The sequence below is a fragment of the Corallococcus sp. 4LFB genome (assembly GCF_046520365.1).
Classification (GTDB): Bacteria; Myxococcota; Myxococcia; order Myxococcales; family Myxococcaceae; genus Corallococcus; species Corallococcus caeni.
Genome location: NZ_JBKGHJ010000088.1, coordinates 1 through 20,626 on the forward strand (window position 1 = coordinate 1; position 20,626 = coordinate 20,626).

Below are 20,626 nucleotides of genomic sequence, written 5' to 3' on the forward strand. Positions count from 1 at the left end.
CCTGGCCCAGCTGGCCCCCGCCGTGGAGCCCCAGGTGCACTGGCTCCCCGGGGGCGGCGCGGTGCGGATTCTGGAGGGGGCCCCCGGCCCCGGGGACGGCGCGCGATCCACGGTCGTCTTCCTCCACGGGCGTGGGAACGCGGCGACCCACTGGTTCCCGTACCTGACAGTGCTGGCCCGGCACCACCGGGTGCTGGCCCTGGACCTGCCCGGCTTCGGACAGTCCACCCCGGCGGACGTGCGCGTGCGGTCGGCGGAGGACGCGGTGCGCTTCTTCACCGGGCCGGTGGAGGAGGCCCTGGGGATGGTGGCGCCAGGGCCGGTGTCCGTGGTCGGCCACTCGCTGGGCGGGCTGGTGGCGCTGGAGCTGGCGCTGCGCGGGACGGTGCCGGTGGAGCGGCTGGTGCTGGTGGACGCGATGGGGCTGGGGCCGGAGATGCCCGGGCCGTCGCGCCTCTTCTTCCGCGCGGGGCCGGAGCGGCTGGCGCGCAACCTGGGGCCGTGGGCGATGGCGCGGATGCTGCCGCCCCCGCCCACGCCGCTGGGAGAGAAGCTGGGCGCGCTGGGCTACGAGCTGCTGAGCGTGCCCGGCGGGAGGCCCGAAGCCGCGCAGGCCTTCAACGCGCTGGTGCCGCTGACGGGCCCGGTGTTCCACCGCCGCCAGCGGCTGGGCGAGGTGAAGGTCCCCGTGCTGCTCGTTTGGGGTGAGCGCGACGAGACGCTGCCCGTCTCCCTGGCGGACGAGGCCGCGCGGGCGCTTCCCCAGGCCCGCGTGCTGCGCGTGGAGTGCGGACACAGTCCGCAGCTGGAGCATCCCGAGCGCGTGCTCCCCGAGCTGAAGGCCTTCCTGGACGCGGAGCGCTCCGGTCCGTGAGCGGGCGCGGCGTCCCCGGCGTCACCTGAACCGGGTACAGTCCTCCGCCGTGCCGAAAGACTTCCTCGACTTGGAGGCGACGCCGGAGCGGCTGCACGCGCTGGCGGACGCCGGAATCCTGGCTCCGGACGCGTACGGGCGCGCGCTGCACCTGGCGGTCGCCACGCCCGCTCGGCCCGCGTGGCGCGCGTTCCTGTCCACGACGCTGATGGCCCTGGGCTCGCTGCTGGTGCTGGCGGGCGTGGTGTACTTCTTCGCCTTCAACTGGGCGGAGCTGGGGCGCTTCGCGAAGCTGGGCCTCGTGTCGCTGGGCATCGCCGGTGCGGCCGTGGGCGCATGGCGGCTAGGGGACCGGCCCGCGGGGCAGTTCGCGCTGCTGGCGGCCGCGGTGCTGGTGGGCCCGCTGCTCGCCGTGTACGGGCAGGCGTACCAGACGGGCGCGGATCCGTATGAGCTGTTCATCGGCTGGGGCGTGCTCATCCTGCCGTGGGTGGCGCTGGCGCGCTTCACGCCGCTGTGGATGCTCCAGCTCGTGCTCGTGAACACGGGCGTCATCCTCTTCTGGGGCCAGCGCATGGCGCACCTCGGCTCGCATGAGGAGGGGCTGGCGCTGGTGCTGGGGCTGCTCAACGGGTTCGCCTGGGCCACGTATGAGCACTTCGCCAACCAGAAGGTGGCCTGGCTCCGGGGGCGGTGGATGCCCCGTGTCCTGTCGCTCATGGCGCTGACGCCGCTGGTGGGCCTGGGCATCCTGTTCATCGTCAGCAGGCACGACCGCACGCTCGTCGTCGGCGTGTCGCTGCCGCTGGTGCTGGGAGCGCTCGTCGCCATCTACGCCCTGCACCGGCACCTGCATGGCGAGCTGTTCCTGCTCACCGTGGGCGCGGTGTGCGTCATCACGCTCGTCACCACGGCGGTGGGCTACTTCCTCTTCGAGGTGACGCGCGCCGAGGAGCTGACCCTCTTCATCCTGCCCCTGGTGCTCATTGGCGAGGTGGGGCTCGCGGTGTACTGGCTGCGCCACGAGTCGCAGGCCACGGGCGTTTCGGAGGAGACCTGACCATGGCCCTGCGACCGACGATTCAAGACGTGCTGGCGGGGCTCAAGGCCGAGGGCCACGTGGACGCGGAGGTGGACGCTCGCGCCCGCACCGCCCTGGAGATCCGTCAGAAGACGCTGGGAGCATCGCCCTGGTTCGTGAAGGCGCTGGCGGGCGCTGGCGCGTGGATGTCCGCCGCCTTCCTGCTCAGCTTCTTCGCGTGCGTGGGCCTGTGGAAGGAAGAGGTGGCGCTCACCGGCCTGGGGCTCGTGCTGGCGGTGGCGGCGGTGTTCCTGCGCCGGAGCACACAGGGGCCCTTCATGGAGCAGCTCTCCCTGGCCCTGTGCCTGGCGGGCGTGGGCTCGTTCCTCATGGGGCTGGGGCAGCTGGATCAAGCCACCCTCACCCTCGAGTTCGCGGGGATGGTGGCGTCCCTCGCGCTGCTCGCCGTGTTCCCGGACCTCATCCTCTACTTCCTGGCGGCCGTGGGCCTCTGCGTGTCCGTCGGCATGATGGCGCTCGAGTGGGTCGGTGGCGCGGGCGTGGACGCGTGGATGCTCGTGTGCGCCGCGGCGCTCGCGGGCCTCCTGCTCTTCGAGCCCCAGCTGCGGCGCGGGCCGCTGGGTGCCCGGGTGGGGCCCATCGCCTTCGCGCTCGCGTGCGCGGTCCCGGGGTGGCTGCTGTTCCGCAGCTTCGAGAACGCGCAGGAGGGCTTCCACTACGTCTTCCGCTTCGAGAGCGAGTTCGTGCCGAGCGCGTACCTCTCCCTCCTGCTCGCGCTCATCGCGGGGGTGACGGGATGGCGGGTGCTGCGCGAGCTGGGCCTGGAGCACGAGAAGCGCGTCTGGATTCCGGCGGTCTGCGCGCTCGCGCTGCTCACGGTGATGACGCTGAACACGCCGGGCGTGCTCGTGGCGGCCCTGATGCTGACGCTCGGCTTCCACCGCCGCAGCCGCGTGATGCTGGGGCTGGCGGTGGCGTTCCTGCTGACGTTCGGCGCGTACTACTACTACGACCTGCACATCACGCTCTTGGCCAAGGCGCTCGCGCTGGTGGGCAGCGGGCTGGTGCTGCTGGGGGTGCGGCAGTTCTTCCTGCGGCGTGAAGCCGCCGTGCTCGCGGAGGCCCGATGAAACGCGGCGCCGTCATCTTCGGAGGGCTCGCGCTGGTGTTCGCCGCGCTCGCCTTCCTCGTCGTGCAGAAGGAGACCGTGCTGGCGCGGGGGCAGCCGGTGCTGCTGCGGCTGGCCCCGGTGGATCCACGCTCGCTCCTCCAGGGCGACTACATGGTGCTCGACTACGCCATCAACCAGGGCTGGCGCGAGGGCCGCGAGCAGCCCCACGAGGACGGCAACGTGGTGGTGCGCCTGGATGAGCACAACGTGGGCGAGTTCGTGCGCTACGACACGCCGGGCACCGCGCTCGCGCCCGGCGAGGTGCGCGTGCGCTTCCGCATCCGCAACTCGCAGATGCGCCTGGGGGCGGAGGCCTTCTACTTCCAGGAGGGCCACCAGGAGCGCTACGCGCACGCGCGCTTCGGCGAACTGCGCGTGATGGAGAACGGCACCAGCGTGCTGGTGGGCCTGCGCGACGAGAACTACCAGCAGCTGGGCAGCGCCCTCCGCTGAAGGCCCCACGGGCGCCCCGGTCTCCCGGGCGCGCCGGCGCGTCAGTCCGCGTCCTCGTTCTCCAGCAGGTCGGAGAAGGGCGAGCCCTCCTCGCCCAGCGCCTTGTAGAGGACGTCCACCTTCTCCAGCTCGCGCTTGAGCGCCTTGTGGTGGTTGCGGTTCTTCACCAGGCTCTCGCGGCCCAGCAGGCGGAAGGCCTCGTCGCGGCCCACCTGGCGGATGGCCAGGCCCAGCACCAGTCCGCGGAAGCCGTCCGCGTAGTCCAGGTCCAGCGGCGCGCCGCGCCTGCGCGCCTCACCGACGAAGGCCTGCGCCGCGGCCCGCAGCGCCTCCGGCAGCGGACGGCCCCCGGGGGACTGCTCGTAGTCCAGCGCGCGGGCCACGTGCTTCTGCTGCAACACGAGGTCGCCCGTGCTGCCCGCGTGCTCCACCATCGCCAGCGTGTACGCACGCCGCACGATGTTGTCGAGCTGCCGCAGGTTGCCCGGCCAGGTGCTGGTGGTCAGCAGGACCTCCGCCTCCGGGGCCAGCCGCGCGGAGCCCTCCGGCAGCCGCTCGCGGTGACGGCGGTTCACCATGTACCGCGCCCAGAGGGGAATCTCATCCTGCCGGTCCTGCAGGGGCGGCATGCGCACCGGCAGCACGTTCACGCGGTAGTACAGGTCCTCGCGGAAGCGTCCGGCGCGCACCTGCGCGTGCAGGTCCGCGTTGGTGCCGATGATGAAGCGCACGTCCGCGAGCTTCTCGCCGGTGCCCTCGCCCAGCGGCCGGTAGCTGCGCGACTCCAGGAGGTGCAGCAGGCCCGCCTGCGCCTTGAGCGACAGCTTGTCGATTTCGTCGATGAACAGCGTGCCGCCGTCCGAGCGGGCCACCACGCCCGGCGCGTCGCGCACCGCGCCGGTGAAGGCGCCCTTCTTCCAGCCGAAGAGCTCCGCCATCTGGAGGTCCTCCGGCACCGTCACCAGGTCCAGCGTCTCGAAGGGCTTGCCCCGGCGGCCGGAGCGCTCATGACACCAGCGCGCCAGGCGCGACTTGCCCGCGCCCGTGGCGCCGCTCACGAGGATGGTCTCGTCCTGGAGCGCGAAGGTCCGGAGGATGGGCAACAGCTCCGCCATGGAGCGGCCCACCACGGGGAGGAACTCGTCCACCTCCGGCGTGGCCACCGGCCGCTGCGGCAGCGCGGTGAGGTACGGCGCGGCGATGTCCGTGAGCAGCTGGAGCAGGTCCCCGGCGTCGCGCCAGACGAACTCCTGCCCCATGGCGGCCAGGCAGTCCGCCTCCAGGGAGATCATGCCCTCCATGCCCGAGGGCGTGCGCAGGGGCAGCACGCACACGTGCGTCGCGTGACGGCCCAGGAAGCGCTGCTTGCTCTCGTTGCTGTGGAAGCCCGCGAGGCCCGGGTCGCCCGTCACCGGCGCGTCCGGAGCGTGCGGCTGCACCGTGCCGATGTTCACGTCGATGGACACCGCGCACCGGTGCTCCACCACCGCGCGCCACGCCGTGGCGGAGGTGAAGAAGGGCGTCCCCGACGCCCGCGTCCGTGACCTCGCGCGCGCCCACGTCCAGCGCCGCCAGCCGCCGGTACGCCTCTCCGGGGCGCAGGTGGACGATGCCGCGCAGGACCCGGGCCCGCCCCGCGTAACGGCTGGACGCCACCGCGGCGTCCGCCACGGCCAGCATCCGACGTAACGTCGCCGCCGCCGCGGTCTCGAAATCCCTGGAATCCCTGAGCGCAGCCATGAGCTGCGCCAACTCGTCTTGCATCCCCTCGCCTCCCGTGCGGAAGCCGCGCCACCGCCGACCGGCGAAGCCGTCCAGAAAACAGACGCGGACTCTATCGGAGATGGCGGGGAGGTGCGGATCCAGATGGAGAGCGCGGAAGGAGCGGCCCCTCCTTCCGCGCTCCGGGTGCATCTGGATGCGGTACACGCCGTTGCCGGCGCATGGCCCGCCGCTATTGCGGCTGCCGTGCCAAGGAAGAAACCCAATGATTTCAAAGACTCCCGTGCATGCCCCCGCCACGGCTGCGTCCCACTGGAACGCAGACGCGTCCTGACGGAACGCAGCGCCCGCGCCGTTTCGGGTTCCAAGGCCTGTCGCGCCGCGCCGCCCGAACAGGCAGGCGGCCGGGTCATTCCAGACCAGTCAGGGAGAAGGAGGGCAGGCTCCAGCCGCGCCAGACGCCGACCCTGCGCAGCGCGCGTGTCAGCCTTGGGAAGCCGCGTCCGGGCCGAGGACGAAGACGCGGTCCAGGCGCGGGCTGCCGCGCCCCACGGGCGAGTCCAGGTCGTAGTCGAAGTCGAACGTGGCCGCGACGCGCAGGCCGGACTTGCGGAACAGGCGCTTCACCTGGGCCTCGTCGTACGTGCGGAAGTACCACGTCGTCTCGATGAGCCAGTCCTTGCCGGGGCCGGTGACGCGCAGCCGGTTGCGCATGGGCGAGCGGCGCAGGCGCTTCTCCGGCAGGCCCTCGTGCGTGTTGCACACGACCTTGTCCCGGCCCACCTGCCCCACCCAGCGCTCGTGCTCCGGGCCGGAGCGCGCGTAGTCCGTGAGGTGGAAGCCCAGCACGTAGATGCCGTCCGGCTTGAGCAGGCGCCGGGTGCCCGTGAGGTGCGCCACAGCGGCCTGCTCGCTGTCCAGGTAGCGGAAGGTGGAGACCAGCGTGTGCGCCAGGTCCACGCGGCCCTCCAGCGCCGGGTCGAAGAAGTCCTCCATGCGCGCCTGGGACAGCTTCACGCGGCGGCGCTCGGCGGGGGACAGCCGCTTGCGCGCGTGCGCGAGCATGGCCTCCGACAAGTCATAGCCCGCGACCTTCAGGCCCCGGCCCGCGGCCTCCGCCACCAGCCGGCCCGCGCCGCACGCGGGCTCCAGCCACTGGTTGCCGCCGGTGCCGTAGCGCCGGCTCAGCGCCTGGAGGAAGTCCGCCTCCCGCACGGTGTCCGTGCCGAAGATGGCCTCGTAGTACTCCGGGTGCTCGTACCAGTCCTTGCGTCGTTCCATGGTGCCTTCAGTGCTCCGTGTGCCCCAGGACGCGCGCGAGCACGAACATCACCAGCAACCCGGCTGCCAATGCCACCAGGTTGCGGCCGGGCTTGTCCCGCCCGTGCTTGTTCACGTGCGGCAGCAGGTCCGACACGGCGATGTAGAGGAAGGTGCCGGCGGAGAAGGCCAGGGCCTTGGGCGCCAGCGATTCGAAGCTCAGCACCGCGTCGAAGCCGAAGTAGAGCACCGCGCCCACCGGCACCATCAGGCCGTACAGCGCGGTGTACGCCAGGATGGTGCCGCGCTTCTTTCCCTCCGCCTGGAGGATGGACGCGAGCGACAGCGACGAGGGCACCTTGTGCGCGGTGATGGCCAGCAGCGCCATGGCGCCCACGCCCTCCTTCACCGAGGAGCCCAGCGCGATGCCGTCGAAGAGCGTGTGCGTGGACAGGCCCAGGAACGCGCTGAGGCCCAGCGCGTGGCCGTGCACGTGCTCCGCGCAGTCCGGCGGCTCCTCGCAGGCGTGGGCGACGAGGTAGCGCTCCAGCACCAGCACGAAGAGAAACCCCATGGGCACGAGCGCGAAGGCCCACCAGCCGCCGCCCTCGTAGGCCTCCGGGAGCATGTGGAAGAAGGCCGCGCCGAACATCACGCCCGCCGCGAAGGCGAGGAACGTCACCAGCCGCGTGGAGCGGTCATTGAAGATGACCACCCCCGCGCCGGCCAGCGCGCTCAACACGACGATGAAGGAGTAGAGGAGGACTTCGGCCACGACCTGCGACATGGGGCGCGCACCCTACTCCCAAAACGACGCCGTCAGTAACTTCGCACCACGAGCACCTCCACCCGCCCCGGCTTCACCTCCACGACGTGCGTGGTGGGCCGGCCCGGGGCGTCCACCTGGACGGTGTGTTTTCCCGGAGGAAGCCGGAAGCGCGCCACCTGGAACTCCGCCGGCAGTGAAAGCCAGGAGCGCAGGTCGGCCTGGTTGCCCGCGCTGAGCACCAGGAAGGCGAGCACGCCCAGCTCCTTGCTCTTCGTCAGCGCGCCCACGCCCGCGGCCACGCCCGCCTTCGCCACCGCGCCCGCGAGCTGCTTCGCCAGCATGCGGCCGATGCGGTCGTTCAGGTGCACCTGGGCCACGCGCGACAGCGACGTCACCGTCACCGCCCGCTCCGCCTGCCCCTCCACCGACACGCGCACCGGCGGTGTACCGCCGCGGTCCCGGTACACGGGCACTTCAATCAGGTCCCCGGAGTCGCCGTAGTCGCGCGACGCGCGCTCCTTGCGCGGTGACAGGCCCGCCTCCACCACGACGACGAGCTGCCCGTCGCCGGGGCCCAGCGGGTCATGCGCCACGTCCGGGAACTTCCGGGACAGGGATTCGTAGGCGTCGTCGCGGCCGGTCTTCTTCGCCAGCCGCAGGAGCGGCTCCACCAGCCCGTCCAGCCGGGGCTCCAGCTCGTACGCCTTCATGTAGTCGATGAAGGCCGAGTCCCATTCGTGCTGGTCCTCGTACAGCACGCCGCCCAGGTAGCGCGCGATGGCGAGCTGTTCGTACGGCTTCTTCTCCTCGATGATCATCTTCTCGATGCGCTCGTTGACGCGGCGGACCTCCACGAGCGCGTCCTCGTCGCGGCCCAGCTCCGCGTAGTTGAGCGCCTGGAGGACGGAGATCATCAGCTTCTCGAAGTCCTCGCCCCGGTAGGCGCGGCGCCGCTCGTTGCTGAGCAGCACCCCGGCCTCTTCACTCACGGAGGTGATGTCCAGCTGGGCGCTGAGCTCGTCCGCCTGGGCCAGCACCTTCGTGCTCTCCTCCCACTGCCCGGCCGCGTGCAGCACCATGCCCTTGTCCAGCAGCAACAGGAGCTGGTCGCGCTCGGGGGCCTCCTTCTGCTCGCCGTCCAGCTCCGCCAGGGCGCGAGGATAGTCAGACGCCTGGTACGCGGAGCGCGCGGCGGCGGTGCGCGCCACGTAGTCGCTGGCGCAGCCGCTGCCCAGGACGCAGCAGGCCAGCATGAACAGCAGGCCCCAACGCGCCGCCGCCGGGGAGGCGGAGACACGCGGGGCCTGGGATGCGATGTCGGGGAGGTTGGACACGGCGGACGGCTACCAGCTCACGCCCTGCTTCTCGAACTTCTTGCGGATCTGCTTCTCGTCCGTCCACGCTAGCGTCCCGGTGCGCACGTCGTTCAGCTTCGCCGTCATCTTGTAATAGACGAGCTTGTCGCGGCCGACCTCCTGGATGATGGAGGCGAGGTCGCCCGTCATCAGGAAGTCCACCGACGCCTGCTGGCCCGGGGCCTTGGCGGCGTTGGGGTTCACGTAGCCGGACTGCTGGTACTCGTACTCCTCCGCGATGTCCTGGCGCGCGGCCTGGTCCACCAGGGCGAAGCGGCCCGTCTGCGCGAGCGCCGTTTGAATCTTGTCCGCCAGCGAGCGCATGTCGATGTGCTCACTGGTGCTGTTGCGCAGCTTGCCCACGAGGACGATGGGCAGGGGCTGCCCCTGCGGCGGCGCCTGCACGAAGCGCGGGGAGCTGGCGAGCGACTCGGCCATCTTCTTCGCGATGAGCTGCAGGTCGTTCTCGTTGAAGCGGTCCCCCAGCATCTCGATGGTGTTGGGGTCCTCGTAGGTACCGCGCGTGAAGGCGCGGGGGCCTCCGCAGCCGGCGAGCGACACGGCGACGAGGGCGGAGAGCAACAGGCGGCGGGTGTTCATGGTCGGGTCGACTCCTAGTTCCATTCGCATTCGAAGCGGCTGCCTTCGAAGTTCCACTTGTAGGCAAGCACCGCGTCGCGGCGGTAGCCGGCCGTCAGCCGGCAGAGGCTCTGCAGCGAGGCGCGCGGATAGTCGAAGGTGTACGTCTGCGCCTTCGCGCGCTCCTGTGGGGTGAGCTGCGAGGGGTGCGTGAGCGTGGGGCTGGCGCTGGCGGCCACCATCACGCGGTGCGCGCCGTAGGTCTTGAGCGGGACGTGGCCCGCCAACTGGATGCGGCGCACCGTGCGCGCCACCATGATGTCGCTGCGGTCCACCATCGTCTCGTGGCTGTTGCGGCGCTGCAGCAGCTCCGGGAGGTTCGCGGAGAACACGCGGGTGATGTTCCCGTCGTCCACGAAGAAGTAGAGGAACGCCTCGCGCGCGGTGCGGCTCTCGCCGGTGAAGTCCAGCGTCACCAGGATGTCCAGCTGCCGGTTGGGCGCCAGGCCATGGCGCGACACCGCCGCCAGCACCGTCTTGTCCACGCCCGCCTTCTTCAGGCGGATGAGGCCGTCCGCGCTCGCGTCGCAGGCGCAGCGGCGCTCTTCAATCATCTTCACCAGCTGCGCGGGCTCGAAGCCGGCCTGCGACAGCTTGGTCAGCTCCTCGTCGGTGAGCGGGAGCTGGTCCGACCGCTCATAGATGCGCGGCAGCTGGTTCGGGTCCCACTGGATGATGTTGTAGGTCTGCACGTCCCCGGACGGGAACGGCAGCGACACGGACGGCGCGGCGGCGCGGGGCGCCTGGGCCGTGGTCAACGCGAGAGCGGCGGCGAGCAGTTGAGCGATCATGGCGTGCGGTCAGAACCGGTATCCGACGTTCATGAACAACCGGTTCGTGACTCCTCCTCCCCCGATGGGGATGTCCGGCGAGTAGTGCAGGCCCATGATCACGCGGTCGCGGCGGTCCAGGTAGAGCTCCGCGCCCACCTGCGGCGACAGGGCGAAGCGCAGGCCCTCGCCCTCCGGGATGACGATGGCGCCCGCCTTGAGGCCGAGCGTGAAGGACACCGGCCAGCCCCAGCTGCGGAAGGTGGGGCCCACGTTGCCGATGAAGCGCCCACCGTCGAAGACGTAGCCGCCGCTGACGTCCAGGCGGTACCAGTCATCACCCCAGAGGGACACGGTGGCGCCCACGAACAGCGGCGGGCCCTCCGGCGCGCCCGGGGGGTTCTCCCCGGAGTTGATGGCCGCGCCCCAGTCGAACTGGAGCGACACGCCCCGGCGGTTCTCGCCGTAGTAGCCCCCCGTACCGTACTCCGACTCCTCGGGCCCGTCGGTGCGGCCCCGCTCCTGGGCGCTCGCGGTGAGCGGCGCGGCGACGGCCAGGAGCGCCAGGGCTCCGCACAAGGTGACAGGACGCTTCATCTGATTGAACTCCCCAGCGTGGGTGCGATTGCTCTTACGCGTCATACGTCGCGACGGGCGCCATATTCATCGTGCGGCGAGCGTCCGTGCAAGCGGCTGTTCTCACTGCGCCCTTCCCCTTCAGGCCCGGGGCTCCGGGGCGCCCTGGGCCGCGTCCTGGCCGTCCCGGGAGGGCGGGAGCATGGCGGGGCGGGACTCGCTGCGCACCGTGGGCAGCCACTGGGGCCGGGCGCGGATGAAGAGCACCAGCCGCTCGCGCACCAGGAAGCGCAGGTCCCCCAGCTTCCCGGAGTCCGCCGCGCTCACCAGCGCCCGCAGGGTGAGCGTCTTGTCCATCACGTCGAAGACGACCAGCGTCTTCACCCGGCCGTCCCACAGGTGCTTGCCCTCGTCGGTGAGGATGCGGTCCAGCTCCGCGCGCAGCGCGTCGATGTCCGCCAGGTAGTCCACCTGGAGGATGACCGTGCCCATCATCTCCGGGGAGCCCTTGCTCCAGTTCTGGAACGGCTTGTCCAGGAACTGCTGGATGGGGATGACCATGCGCCGCTGGTCCCAGATGCGCAGCACGACATACGTGAGGGTGATCTCCTCCACCGTGCCGAACTCGCCCTCCACCAGCACGTTGTCGCCGATGCTGACGGGCTGGGTGATGGACAGCTGGATGCCGGCGAGCAGCGTCGCGAGCGACTTCTGCGCGGCGAGACCGACGGCGAGGCCGGCGATGCCGGCGGAGGCGAGCAGCGACACGCCGACGTTGCGGACCACCTCGAACTGCATGAGCAGCAGCGCGGCGGCGATGACGTAGGTGGCGACCTCGAACACCGCGCGCAGCACCGCCAGCTGCGTGCGCAGCGAGCGGGCGCGGGGGTGGCCCCCCGTCTCGGAGGTGACGCGGCTCTGGACGTACGCCTCCGACACGCGGAGGAAGCGCAGGATGAACCACGCCACCGCGATGATGGTGAGCGAGTAGCTCACCCGGTCGCTCAAGAGCTTCAGCTTGGGAGGCAGGAGCAGGAACGAGGTGCCCAGCGCCAGCAGGAGGGCGAAGAAGGGCAGCCGCAGGGGGCCCCGGCCCGCGTGGACGACCTGGTCGTCCCAGGAGATGCGCGTCCAGCGCGCCACCCGCAGCGCGGCGGCCAGCAGCAGCTTCTCCATGACGTAGGAGAGCAGCCACGCGCCCAGCAGCGTCACCGCGAGCCCCAGCCACTGCCACAGCTCCAGCCCCAGCACCGTGCGGTCGAAGAAGACGGACGGGAGCGTCTCCGTCAGCAGCGGGCCGTACTCCTCGAAGAGCGGGTCCACCATCTTCACGGTGGGCTCCGACACCACCCAGATGAACGTGCCGTCCACGGACAGGCGCTGCAGCCGGATGGGGATGGTGTCGCCCTTGAGCGGGATGCCCCCCAGCGACACGAAGCGCGAGCTGGCGGACTCGCCCTCCGGCGTCTTCGGCAGCACGGACGTGTCCACCGACAGCTCACGGTCCAGGACGAACTTCAGCTTGCGCGCCAGCCGGGCGCCCTGCGCGGCCTGCTCGGAGGCCGGGAGGTAGTCCAGGTAGAGGTAGTGGGCGGCGCGGGGGTAGTCCCCGCGATGCACCGCGTCCAGGAAGCCCTGCGCGGTGGCGCGCGGCGACGCGCGGTCGAGGTCCCTGGGGACCTCCCCCAGTCCCCCATTGAGAGCGAGGGCGGGGAGGCCACCGAGGACGCACCCCAGGAGAAGGAGGGCCACCAGGACCCGGGAGGCATGGCGCTTCATGGGCGCCTCCATACTCCGTGTGCGGTCGGTTGTCCGGGAAAGACGGTGGGTGCCTCCGCGCCCGCCCGGCGGCCAGGAAGCCCGGGGTTGAAAACAGAAAACCCCTGTCGGAACGCGACACGGGAAAGCATTGGTGCGCCGCTGGGTGGTGGGCTAGAACCGACCCGCAAGGAAGGTCGCCGTGTCCGAAGAGAAGCGAAGAATCCTCCTCATTGACGACAGCGAGATCACCCTCGCCATGGAGAAGGCCGTCCTGGAGGCGCGGGGCTATGAGGTCGTGGCCACCTCCACGCTCATGGAGTTTGAGAAAACGCTTCAGAGCTGGCGGCCGGACCTCATCCTCACGGACATCCACATGCCCGAGGCGAAGGGCACGGACATCTGCCGCACGCTGAAGAACGAGTACAACACGCAGGACATCCCCATCGTGTTGTTCTCCAGCCTGCCGGACGACGAGCTGTCGAAGCTGGCCGAGCAGGTGGGCGCGGACGGCTCGCTCTCCAAGGTGAACGGCCTGGAGGCGATGGGCGAGAAGATCGACGAACTGGTGCAGAGCATCCTCTGGTGATGGCGATGCGCGCGGCCGTCCTCGCGGTGCTCGTGAGCGCGCTCCTCGCTGGTTGCAGACGCCAGGAGGCGCGCCCTCCCGAGGGCAGCGGCGCCGAGCAGCAGGCCCCCACCGCCACCGCCGCGCCCGTGGGCGCGGTGCTGTTCATCTCCGCGGACACGCGCGGCTACCTGGGCCCCTGCGGCTGCAGCGAGAACATGCGCGGCGGCATCGGCCGGGCGGCGTTCCAGGTGCAGCAGGCGCGCAAGGGCGGCCTGCCGGTGCTCTACATCGACGGCGGCAACAGCCTCTTCGGGGAGACGCACCTCAAGGACGAGCAGGTGCCGCAGGAGGAGCTCAAGGCGAAGGCGCTCGCGGACGCGTTCCGCACCATGGGCCTCGCGGCGCGCGCCACGGGCGAGCTGGACGACACGCGCGGCGCGGCGTTCCGCCAGGGGCTGGGGCTGCCGGAGGTGCCGTCCGGTGGCGTGAAGGTGCTGGACGCGGGGGCTCGCAAGGTGGGCGTCGTCGCGGCGGCTTCCGGTGAGGCGCTGGTGAAGGCCAGCCAGCAGGCGCGCGAGCAGGGCGCGGACTTCGTGGTGGGCCTGTTGGACCAGCCGCTGGAGGCCGCGCAGGCCGCCGCCGCGCTGCCGGGGCTGGCCGCGAACCTGGTGGTGGCCACGCACAGCGCCGGGGAGTTCTCCGCGGAGGAGAACCGGCTGGTGCGCTCCGGCGTGCCGGTGGTGGCGGTGCAGAGCAAGGGGCGCTCGCTGCTGCGCGTGGACCTGACGTACGCGCCGGCGAAGGGGCCCTTCACGCTCCAGCGCTCGCAGGGGGACGTGGAGCGCGAGGTGACGGCGCTGGAGCAGCGCATGGCGCTCCTGGACAAGGAGATTTCCCGGCCCGGCATCGACCCGAAGCTGAAGGTGCTGAAGCAGGGCAAGCGCGACGAGCTGTCGGCGCGCAAGCAGGGCCTGCTCACCGCGCCGCCCGCGCCCGCCGACGACGTCAACGGCTTCGCCCTGCGCTTCCTGCCGCTGGAGTCGGACCTGCCCACCGCGCCGGACACGCAGGCGCTGGTGAAGGCGTACGACGCGAACGTGGGACAGCTGAACCTCGCGTGGGCGAAGGCGCACGGCCAGGACTGCCCGTCGCCGGAGAAGGGCAAGGCGGGCTTCGTCGGCAGCGCGGTGTGCGAGGACTGCCACCCGGACGCGACCGCGGTGTGGGAGGGCTCGAAGCACCACCACGCGTCGGAGACGCTGGAAGAAGTGGGCAAGCAGCACCACCTCAACTGCGTGGGCTGCCACGTCACCGGCTGGCAGAAGCCCGGCGGCGTGTGCCGGCTGGACAAGGTGGCGGGCCGCGAGGACGTGGGCTGCGAGAGCTGCCACGGCCCCGGCTCCAAGCACGTCGACGCGCCGAGCCCGGCCACCATCGTGGGCAAGCCGGGGCAGGCCGTGTGCGTCACCTGCCACAACGCGGAGAACTCCCCGCACTTCGACTTCGCCACCTACCTGCCGCGCATCCTCGGTCCCGGCCACGGCGGAACGGGGAAGAGCGGTCAGGCAGGAGAGCCCCCGGCGAAATAGGGGCGCCTGCTCCTACCGGGGGTCCTTCCCGGGGGCATACCGGGCGACATGTTGTTTGACTGTCAAGAAAGCTGGCGAATACTGCGGCCTTCGCCTGCTTCTGGGCGACCTCGCCTGGCGTTCCCATGCCGCTTTCCCTGCTCCTGCTAGCCCTGGCCTCGGTTCCCTCCTCGCAGGGCGTGGCGCCGTCACCGGTGCCGCCGCCCGGCGTGCATGCGGTGCCGCCCAGGGAAGCCGCCCTGCTGACGGCGAATGCCAGCCGGGCCACGCCCGCGGTTCCCCTGGAGGAAGGCGAGGAGACGGAAGAAGTGGAGTCCGAGTCCGCCGAGTTGGAGGAGCTGCGCGCGCTGGAGGGCGCGACGCTGGACCCGGAGGCGAAGCCGAACGCGGAGATGATGCAGTCGCTGCGGCGGCTGGGCCTGACGAACCCGCTGCGGCTGCGGATGCTGGACGCGCTGGAGGAGCCCACCTTCCGCGAGGACGACACGGCCCCGCCGCTGGCGCGCATCACCGACCTGGCGAACTTCGATATTTCGCAGGTGAAGGACCGCTACGACATCCCGGTGGACATGCAGCCGCGGGTGGCCGAGTACATCCAGTTCTTCCAGGGCCCCGGCCGCAAGTGGTTCCGCAAGTGGATGGCGCGCTCCACGCGCTACCTGCCGGTGATGCAGCCCATCCTGGAGGCGAAGGGCCTGCCCCGGGACACGGTGTACCTGGCGATGATTGAGAGCGGCTTCTCCGCGAACGCTTACTCGTGGGCGCACGCGGCCGGGCCGTGGCAGTTCATCTCCAGCACGGGCAAGCAGTACGGCCTCAAGCAGGACTTCTGGGTGGACGAGCGGCGCGACCCCATCAAGGCCACGCACGCGGCGGCGGCGTACCTGAAGGACCTCTACGGCGAGCTGGGCCACTGGTACCTGGCGTGGGCGGGCTACAACACGGGTTCGTACCGGGTGCGCAAGATGGTGCAGCGCTACGGGACGAGCGACTTCTGGGTGCTGGCGGAGGAGCGCGGGCTGGCGAAGGAGACGAAGCACTACGTGCCCAAGCTCATCGCCGCGGCGCTGGTGGCGAAGAACCCCACCGCGTTCGGCTTCTCCGAGGAGGAGTTCCAGTACGAGGACACGCTCGAGTACGACGAGGTGAAGCTCACGGACGCCACGGACCTGGACGTGGTGGCGCGCGCGGCCGGGGTGAGCGTGCAGGACGTGCAGGAGCTGAACCCGGAGCTCAAGCGCTGGTGCACGCCTCCGGCGACGGCCGCGAAGCCCTACGTGCTGAAGCTGCCGCGCGGCACCACGACGCTCTTCGCGGAGAACCTGAAGAAGCTGTCGCCGTCGGAGCGGCTGACGTTCCGGGTGCACACGGTGAAGCGCGGCGACACGCTGTCGCAGATTGCCCAGAAGTACGGCACGGCGCCGGAGGCCATCCTCCAGATGAACCGGCTGAAGAGCGCGCGGGTGCTGAAGGTGCGCGCGGAGCTGGTGATTCCGGTGCCGGCCAGCGGCCGGGGTGGCAGCGGTGACGGGGGCGGCGCCATCGCGACGAAGGTGGCGCAGGCGCGGCGCAGCGGCATGGTGGCGACGCGGCCGGAGGACGAGATTCCCGCGGGCACGCCCCGGGGCCCCGTGGCCGCTGGTCCGGTGAAGACGGAGAAGGTGAATGGCAAGACGCGCATCACCTACGGCGTGCAGGAGGGCGACAGCCTGTGGCTCATCGCCAACCGCTTCCAGGTGTCGGTGGACGACCTGAAGAAGTGGAACAACCTGCCCAAGCGCAACCGCACGCTGTCGCTGGGCACGCTGCTCGCGGTGTGGCCGCCGGACGCCAAGGGCGCGGCGCCCGCGAAGGTGGAGGAGCGCGGCGGCACCATCGTGGTGGCGAACGCCGTCGCGGGCCAGGCGCCCGTGGGCCCCAAGGGCGCCAGGGTGCACACGCTGGCCGAGGGCGAGACGCTCTGGTCGGTGTCGCAGCGCTACAACGTGTCCGTCGAGGACATCATGAAGTGGAACCACATCAAGGACCACCGCACGGTCCCCACCGGCAAGCTGCTGTCGCTGAGCGCGCCGTGACGGTGTGATGCGGCGGCCGGGACCTTGCAGTCCCCGGCGCCATGCTCGCATCCGCACTGCTTCGAGAGTCGCCGCTCCTTCCCCGTGAAACGCCCGACACGCGCGAGCCCGCGCCTGTCCGGTCCGTCCTGCCCCGTGGAGTCGAACGTCCAGGGGACAGGACGGTCTCCGGGGGCAACTCGCTCACGCGCTTCAGCGGGCCCGTTCCGACCGTCAGCGCGGCACCGCGGGGGCTGTCCCTCGCGTCCCCGCCCGACGGGGTGTCCGCCTCCGGGGAGCGCGCACGCGACAGCGTGACAGGCACGGCATCACACGCCGGGGTGAAGGGTGCCGTGACGGTGGGGGCCATGACCGCACCGGCGGATGCGGCACGCGCGGTCACTCCGTCAGCGCCCCGCTGGAGCATCCGCGCTTCGCCGGTTCGCGGCAGCTCGCGGACGTGAGGTCCGGCGCGGCGGTGCTGGGCGCGGGCTCACGGGGGGACGGGCTCCTCGCGGTGCAGGGCGCGCTGCTGGACATGGGGTTCGCGCTGTATGGCGGCGCGGACGGACGCTACGGCCCGGACACGGCCCGCGCGCTGCGCAACTTCCAGGTGCACGCGGGCCTGCGCTCCAGCGGCGTGCTGGATGCCGCGACGCTGAAGGCCCTGGAGGCGCTGGCCCCGCGCCGGGCTCACGGGGCCAGTCGCGCGCCCTGCCCTCCCCCTTCTACGCGGGCCAGCCGGTGCGCGTGGTCATCGCCCTGCGCGAGCACCGCACGTTCCTCTTCGATCCGCTGGGCCAGCTCGTCGACATCTTCCCCAACGCCGTGGGCACCGCCTCCACGCCCACGCACGCGGGCCTCAAGGTCGTCAGGGCGAAGCTGGACCAGGTGGCCACGGAGGACGCGGGCGCACGGCTGTGGAACGACCGGCACGTGTTCGGCGCGCGGCTGCTGGACCTGTCCTGGGCGGATGGCCACCGCAGCGGCGAGGAGCTGCACGGCACCAGCGCCCCCGCCCTGCTCGGGGGCGACGTGTCCCACGGCTGCATCCGTCACGCGAACGAGGACATCCTCGTGCTGCATGACGCGCTCGCCGTGGGCGACCGCATCGCGGTGGTGGAGACGCTCCAGGACCCGCACCTGGGCGTCCCCGTCACCGTGGGCTGAAGGCCTACTGCTCTTCCAGCAGCATCTTCAGCTCGCGCACGCGCTTGCTGATGTAGTCCCGGTCCAGCCTGCGGAAGTTCTCCGGCAGCAGCGCCCGGCTGGTGCACTCCTGCACCGCCACCAGGTTCTGCATCTCGATCTCCAGCGGGTAGCTGGGCGGCACGAAGTCCGCCAGCACCGCGGCCAGGTCGTCCTTCGTCACCTGGTCGCGCCCGTCCGCCAGCGCGCGGAACTTCGAGCGCACCATCACCGCCTCGATGTCCGCGCCGCTGAAGGCGCGCACCCCGCCGGGAATCAGCGCGGCGAAGGACTCCACGCCCTCCACGGACACGCCGGTCTTCTTGCTCATCGCCTGGAACAGCTCGTTCCGCTCCTCGTCCGTCTGCGGATAGAAGAGCGCGAGGTGCTCCTCCGCGCGGCCCTGGCGCTTCAGGTCGATGGGCAGGAGGTCCGGGCGCGCCGTCAGCAGGAACCAGACGATCTTGCCGCGGTACTGCGTGTTGCCCATGAAGGACGCGATGGAGCCGAAGATGCGGCTGCTCGTGCCGGAGTCCCCGCCGGAGTCGCGGTTGCCGAGGAAGGTGTCCGCCTCGTCGACCATCACCGCCACCGGCCACAGGGCCTTCAGCAGGTTGAAGATCTTCTCCAGGTTCGACTCCGTCACGCCCTGCCACTGGCTGCGGAAGTTCAGGAACTTCACCACCGGGATGCCAATCTCCCCGGCGAAGCAGTTCACCATGAACGTCTTGCCCGTGCCCACCGGCCCGCTCACCAGGTAGCCCATGGGCATGACCTCGATGCGGCCCTTCTTCAGCGCGGACGCCGCCTGCCGCAGCATCTGCTTGGCGGGCGCGTGCCCCGCCACCGCGTCCAGGGTGTGCGTGGGTTCGATGAACTCCAGGAGGCCGTGGCACTCCGCCTGGATGAGCTCCTTCTTCTTCTCCTTGAGCAGCTCCGGAGTGATGCGCACCTCCCGCTCCAGCGCCTCCGTGAGCACGCGGTCCAGGTTGATGCGCGACAGGCCCGCCGTCATCTTCGCCAGGCCCGCCAGCGGCACCTCCGACACCGACTGGAGCTTCTTGCCCTCCAGCTTGGAGCGCACGTACTCCAGGCGCTCGTCCTCCGCGGGCAGCGGCAGCTCGATGGGCGCCACGTAGGGGTTGCGGCTGATGCGCGGCGACACGTCCGACAGGTTCTCCGCCAGCAGCACCACCGACACGTCGCCCGCCAGGAACTGCGGGTCGTGCGCCCACTTGTCCAGCGTGGCCACCACGAAGCGGTCCTCCGCGGACAGGTGGCTCATCTCCCCGCCGGGCACCAGCGTCTCCGCGTAGTCGATGATGAGCGCCAGTGAGCGGCCCTCGCTCAGGCGCATGCGCAGGAAGTTCTCCAGAATCTGCAGCGCACGGCCCGGGTCGCGCGGCAGGACCTTGGAGAAGTCCGTGCCGTACATGGCGTCGTAGCCCGTCATGGCCCGCGCCAGGTCCTTCTGCGTCTCCGGCGTCGCCGAGCGGATGCCGGACGAGCGGTCGTAGAAGAGGACGTGGTCCCGCCCGCCGAACAGCTCCTCGGACAGGAACGTCTTGAGCGTCCCGAAGCCGCGTCCGCCGTCTTCCAGCTGCAGGGGCTGCAGGTCGCGCACGGCCCCATACAGCAGGAAGGTGCTGACCGTCTTCGTGTAGTACTTGCGCGCCAGCTGCTGCGCCCACCGGGGCAGATCCGCCAGCGGATCCGCCTTGTTCACCTTGCGCACCTTGGTCACGGACATCCCTCCGGCGTCACTCCCCCCAGGGACATCCGGGGGGAGGACCCCCAGGCCTACCTTAAGCGTCAGGGCCGCGGGGCCGCTAATCGCGGCAGCGCGCCTGCTTCTTCAGGGCTGCTTCCACCTTGACCGTGGAGCCCGCCGGAGACGGCGACCCCACGGAGACGTCCGCGTCCGCGTAGCACTTCGCCTTCAGCGTCAGCTCGCGCGTGCCCCACGGCACCCGGACGTTCGTCGGGGTGACGACGCCCAGGTCCTTGCTGCCCAGGAAGACGGCCGCGCCCTCGGGCTCGGACTCGATGCGCACGTCCACCGGAGCGCGCTCCAGCGTGGCCACCACGTCCAGGCCATTGCTGTTCACGGCCAGCTTCTTGATGAACGTCACGTAGCCCGGCGCGGACACCTCCACCAGCGGCGTGTCGGCGCTGAGGGAGAAGTCGCGCAGCACCTGCTCCCGGGCGCCCTGCTTGCGGGCCACCTGGCCGTCGATCTTCACCTCGGCGTCATCCGGCTGCGTCTTGAAGACCACGAGCACCGAGCGCGCCTGCTGCTTGAGCTGCACCGGCACCTGCGTGGCGTTGGCGCCCTCGGCGACCATGACGGACTTGTTGAAGGCGTCGTAGCCGTCCGCGGTCACCACGACCAGCACGTTGCCCACCGGCAGCTGCTTCAGGATGAAGCCGTTGGACGGGAACTTCTCCGGCGGCCCCGCGTTGATGGACACCATCGCGCGGTCCTTCGCGTCCGGCGTCTTGAGCTCCACCATCACGTAGCCCTGCGCGGCCTTGCTCGGGGAGAAGACCAGCGCCACGCCCACCAGCATGAACAGCGACGCCAGGCCCACGGCGCCGTAGAGCAGGCGCTTGTCCATGCCCCTGAGGCCCCGGCCACCGCCCTCCTCGGGCGCGTGCTTCTCACGGGCTTCCTTCCCGGACGGCTCCCGGCCCGGGGGCGGACGCGGCGCGTTCCCGCCGTTCAGGACGGGGGGCGCGGGCGGACGCGCGGGGGCGGCATGGGCTCCGGCGAGAGTCCGGCCGGAGGATGCGCGGCAGCTGGCTGTCGTTGCCCCGGTTGGGCGTGTTCCGGGG

Annotated in this window: 19 protein-coding genes and 1 pseudogene; 10 read left to right on the forward strand and 10 right to left on the reverse strand. The window is 71.0% G+C overall.

The features are described 5' to 3' along the window. Window position 1 precedes the first annotated feature (1 nt). The 4 genes from ACLEQD_RS12410 to ACLEQD_RS12425 are packed head-to-tail and all read left to right on the forward strand — an operon-like array spanning window position 2 to window position 3,540. Window positions 2-874, forward strand: coding sequence for an alpha/beta fold hydrolase (locus tag ACLEQD_RS12410; RefSeq protein ID WP_410383814.1), 873 nt, complete (start codon window positions 2-4; stop codon window positions 872-874). 49 nt (window positions 875-923) lie between these two features. After that, window positions 924-1,934 (forward strand): DUF2157 domain-containing protein, encoded by a 1,011-nt coding sequence (locus ACLEQD_RS12415; protein WP_410383816.1) that lies wholly within the window; start codon window positions 924-926, stop codon window positions 1,932-1,934. Between the two features lie 2 nt (window positions 1,935-1,936). Further along, complete coding sequence (locus tag ACLEQD_RS12420; protein WP_410383818.1) at window positions 1,937-3,046, forward strand: DUF4401 domain-containing protein; 1,110 nt, start codon at window positions 1,937-1,939, stop codon at window positions 3,044-3,046. Next, a complete protein-coding gene (locus tag ACLEQD_RS12425; protein WP_410383820.1) occupies window positions 3,043-3,540 on the forward strand; it encodes a GDYXXLXY domain-containing protein in 498 nt (165 codons plus the stop codon). Before ACLEQD_RS12420 ends, ACLEQD_RS12425 begins: the two co-directional genes overlap by 4 nt. A gap of 41 nt (window positions 3,541-3,581) precedes the next feature. Here ACLEQD_RS12425 and ACLEQD_RS12430 read toward each other — a convergent pair whose 3' ends face one another. Beyond that, on the reverse strand, window positions 3,582-5,006 hold the full coding sequence (locus tag ACLEQD_RS12430) for a sigma-54-dependent transcriptional regulator (RefSeq protein ID WP_410383822.1): 1,425 nt from the start codon (window positions 5,004-5,006) through the stop codon (window positions 3,582-3,584). Between ACLEQD_RS12430 and ACLEQD_RS12435 the strand changes: the two genes are divergently transcribed. After that, entirely contained in the window at window positions 4,999-5,229 is a 231-nt protein-coding gene (locus ACLEQD_RS12435; protein ID WP_410383824.1) for a hypothetical protein, read from the forward strand. The genes ACLEQD_RS12430 and ACLEQD_RS12435 overlap by 8 nt on opposite strands. 516 nt (window positions 5,230-5,745) lie before the next feature. On the opposite strand, the gene ACLEQD_RS12440 is transcribed toward ACLEQD_RS12435, so the two are convergent. The 7 genes from ACLEQD_RS12440 to ACLEQD_RS12470 form a co-directional block, all read right to left on the reverse strand. After that, the gene (locus tag ACLEQD_RS12440) at window positions 5,746-6,543 is read right to left on the reverse strand and encodes a class I SAM-dependent methyltransferase (RefSeq protein ID WP_410383826.1); all 798 of its coding nucleotides are present in this window, start codon (window positions 6,541-6,543) and stop codon (window positions 5,746-5,748) included. Window positions 6,544-6,550: 7 nt separating this feature from the next. Next, window positions 6,551-7,309: a ZIP family metal transporter gene (locus ACLEQD_RS12445; protein ID WP_410383828.1), complete on the reverse strand. Its 759-nt coding sequence runs from the start codon at window positions 7,307-7,309 to the stop codon at window positions 6,551-6,553. A gap of 32 nt (window positions 7,310-7,341) precedes the next feature. Then, a complete protein-coding gene (locus ACLEQD_RS12450) occupies window positions 7,342-8,544 on the reverse strand; it encodes a COG3014 family protein (RefSeq protein WP_410383842.1) in 1,203 nt (400 codons plus the stop codon). A 90-nt stretch (window positions 8,545-8,634) separates the two neighbouring features. Further along, a complete protein-coding gene (gene lpoB, locus ACLEQD_RS12455; protein WP_120528882.1) occupies window positions 8,635-9,246 on the reverse strand; it encodes a penicillin-binding protein activator LpoB in 612 nt (203 codons plus the stop codon). Window positions 9,247-9,260: 14 nt separating this feature from the next. Next, a complete protein-coding gene (locus tag ACLEQD_RS12460) occupies window positions 9,261-10,076 on the reverse strand; it encodes a hypothetical protein (RefSeq protein ID WP_410383830.1) in 816 nt (271 codons plus the stop codon). A 9-nt stretch (window positions 10,077-10,085) separates the two neighbouring features. Beyond that, window positions 10,086-10,652, reverse strand: a complete 567-nt coding sequence (locus ACLEQD_RS12465; RefSeq protein WP_338280891.1) for a hypothetical protein — start codon at window positions 10,650-10,652, stop codon at window positions 10,086-10,088. Between the two features lie 120 nt (window positions 10,653-10,772). Continuing rightward, window positions 10,773-12,410 (reverse strand): mechanosensitive ion channel family protein, encoded by a 1,638-nt coding sequence (locus tag ACLEQD_RS12470; protein ID WP_410383832.1) that lies wholly within the window; start codon window positions 12,408-12,410, stop codon window positions 10,773-10,775. Between the two features lie 181 nt (window positions 12,411-12,591). On the opposite strand from ACLEQD_RS12470, the gene ACLEQD_RS12475 reads away from it, so the two are divergent. The 5 genes and pseudogenes from ACLEQD_RS12475 (at window position 12,592) to ACLEQD_RS12495 (ending at window position 17,773) form a co-directional block, all read left to right on the forward strand. Next, window positions 12,592-12,978 (forward strand): PleD family two-component system response regulator, encoded by a 387-nt coding sequence (locus tag ACLEQD_RS12475; protein ID WP_014398957.1) that lies wholly within the window; start codon window positions 12,592-12,594, stop codon window positions 12,976-12,978. Between the two features lie 5 nt (window positions 12,979-12,983). Beyond that, the gene (locus ACLEQD_RS12480) at window positions 12,984-14,549 is read left to right on the forward strand and encodes a multiheme c-type cytochrome (protein ID WP_410383834.1); all 1,566 of its coding nucleotides are present in this window, start codon (window positions 12,984-12,986) and stop codon (window positions 14,547-14,549) included. A gap of 125 nt (window positions 14,550-14,674) precedes the next feature. After that, window positions 14,675-16,624: a LysM peptidoglycan-binding domain-containing protein gene (locus ACLEQD_RS12485; protein WP_410383836.1), complete on the forward strand. Its 1,950-nt coding sequence runs from the start codon at window positions 14,675-14,677 to the stop codon at window positions 16,622-16,624. 517 nt (window positions 16,625-17,141) lie between these two features. Further along, window positions 17,142-17,213, forward strand: a pseudogene (locus ACLEQD_RS12490) (hypothetical protein); the annotation flags it as partial. Window positions 17,214-17,347: 134 nt separating this feature from the next. Further along, entirely contained in the window at window positions 17,348-17,773 is a 426-nt protein-coding gene (locus tag ACLEQD_RS12495; RefSeq protein ID WP_410383838.1) for a L,D-transpeptidase, read from the forward strand. A gap of 4 nt (window positions 17,774-17,777) precedes the next feature. On the opposite strand, the gene ACLEQD_RS12500 is transcribed toward ACLEQD_RS12495, so the two are convergent. Both ACLEQD_RS12500 and ACLEQD_RS12505 read right to left on the reverse strand, forming a co-directional pair. Further along, the gene (locus ACLEQD_RS12500; protein ID WP_410383844.1) at window positions 17,778-19,535 is read right to left on the reverse strand and encodes an ATP-binding protein; all 1,758 of its coding nucleotides are present in this window, start codon (window positions 19,533-19,535) and stop codon (window positions 17,778-17,780) included. Between the two features lie 85 nt (window positions 19,536-19,620). After that, window positions 19,621-20,626, reverse strand: a 1,006-nt coding sequence (locus ACLEQD_RS12505) for a PEGA domain-containing protein (protein ID WP_410383840.1), incomplete at its 5' end; no start/stop codon positions are given.

What these genes read in the sequence shown, in the direction of transcription:
- ACLEQD_RS12450 (WP_410383842.1), bottom strand. Translation starts at nt 8,544, where the DNA reads ATGCTGGCCTGCTGCGTCCTGGGCAGCGGCTGCGCCAGCGACTACGTG.
- ACLEQD_RS12420 (WP_410383818.1), top strand. Translation starts at nt 1,937, where the DNA reads ATGGCCCTGCGACCGACGATTCAAGACGTGCTGGCGGGGCTCAAGGCC.
- ACLEQD_RS12465 (WP_338280891.1), bottom strand. Translation starts at nt 10,652, where the DNA reads ATGAAGCGTCCTGTCACCTTGTGCGGAGCCCTGGCGCTCCTGGCCGTC.
- ACLEQD_RS12425 (WP_410383820.1), top strand. Translation starts at nt 3,043, where the DNA reads ATGAAACGCGGCGCCGTCATCTTCGGAGGGCTCGCGCTGGTGTTCGCC.
- ACLEQD_RS12435 (WP_410383824.1), top strand. Translation starts at nt 4,999, where the DNA reads ATGGACACCGCGCACCGGTGCTCCACCACCGCGCGCCACGCCGTGGCG.
- lpoB (WP_120528882.1), bottom strand. Translation starts at nt 9,246, where the DNA reads ATGAACACCCGCCGCCTGTTGCTCTCCGCCCTCGTCGCCGTGTCGCTC.
- ACLEQD_RS12470 (WP_410383832.1), bottom strand. Translation starts at nt 12,410, where the DNA reads ATGAAGCGCCATGCCTCCCGGGTCCTGGTGGCCCTCCTTCTCCTGGGG.
- ACLEQD_RS12480 (WP_410383834.1), top strand. Translation starts at nt 12,984, where the DNA reads ATGCGCGCGGCCGTCCTCGCGGTGCTCGTGAGCGCGCTCCTCGCTGGT.
- ACLEQD_RS12445 (WP_410383828.1), bottom strand. Translation starts at nt 7,309, where the DNA reads ATGTCGCAGGTCGTGGCCGAAGTCCTCCTCTACTCCTTCATCGTCGTG.
- ACLEQD_RS12460 (WP_410383830.1), bottom strand. Translation starts at nt 10,076, where the DNA reads ATGATCGCTCAACTGCTCGCCGCCGCTCTCGCGTTGACCACGGCCCAG.
- ACLEQD_RS12440 (WP_410383826.1), bottom strand. Translation starts at nt 6,543, where the DNA reads ATGGAACGACGCAAGGACTGGTACGAGCACCCGGAGTACTACGAGGCC.
- ACLEQD_RS12485 (WP_410383836.1), top strand. Translation starts at nt 14,675, where the DNA reads ATGCCGCTTTCCCTGCTCCTGCTAGCCCTGGCCTCGGTTCCCTCCTCG.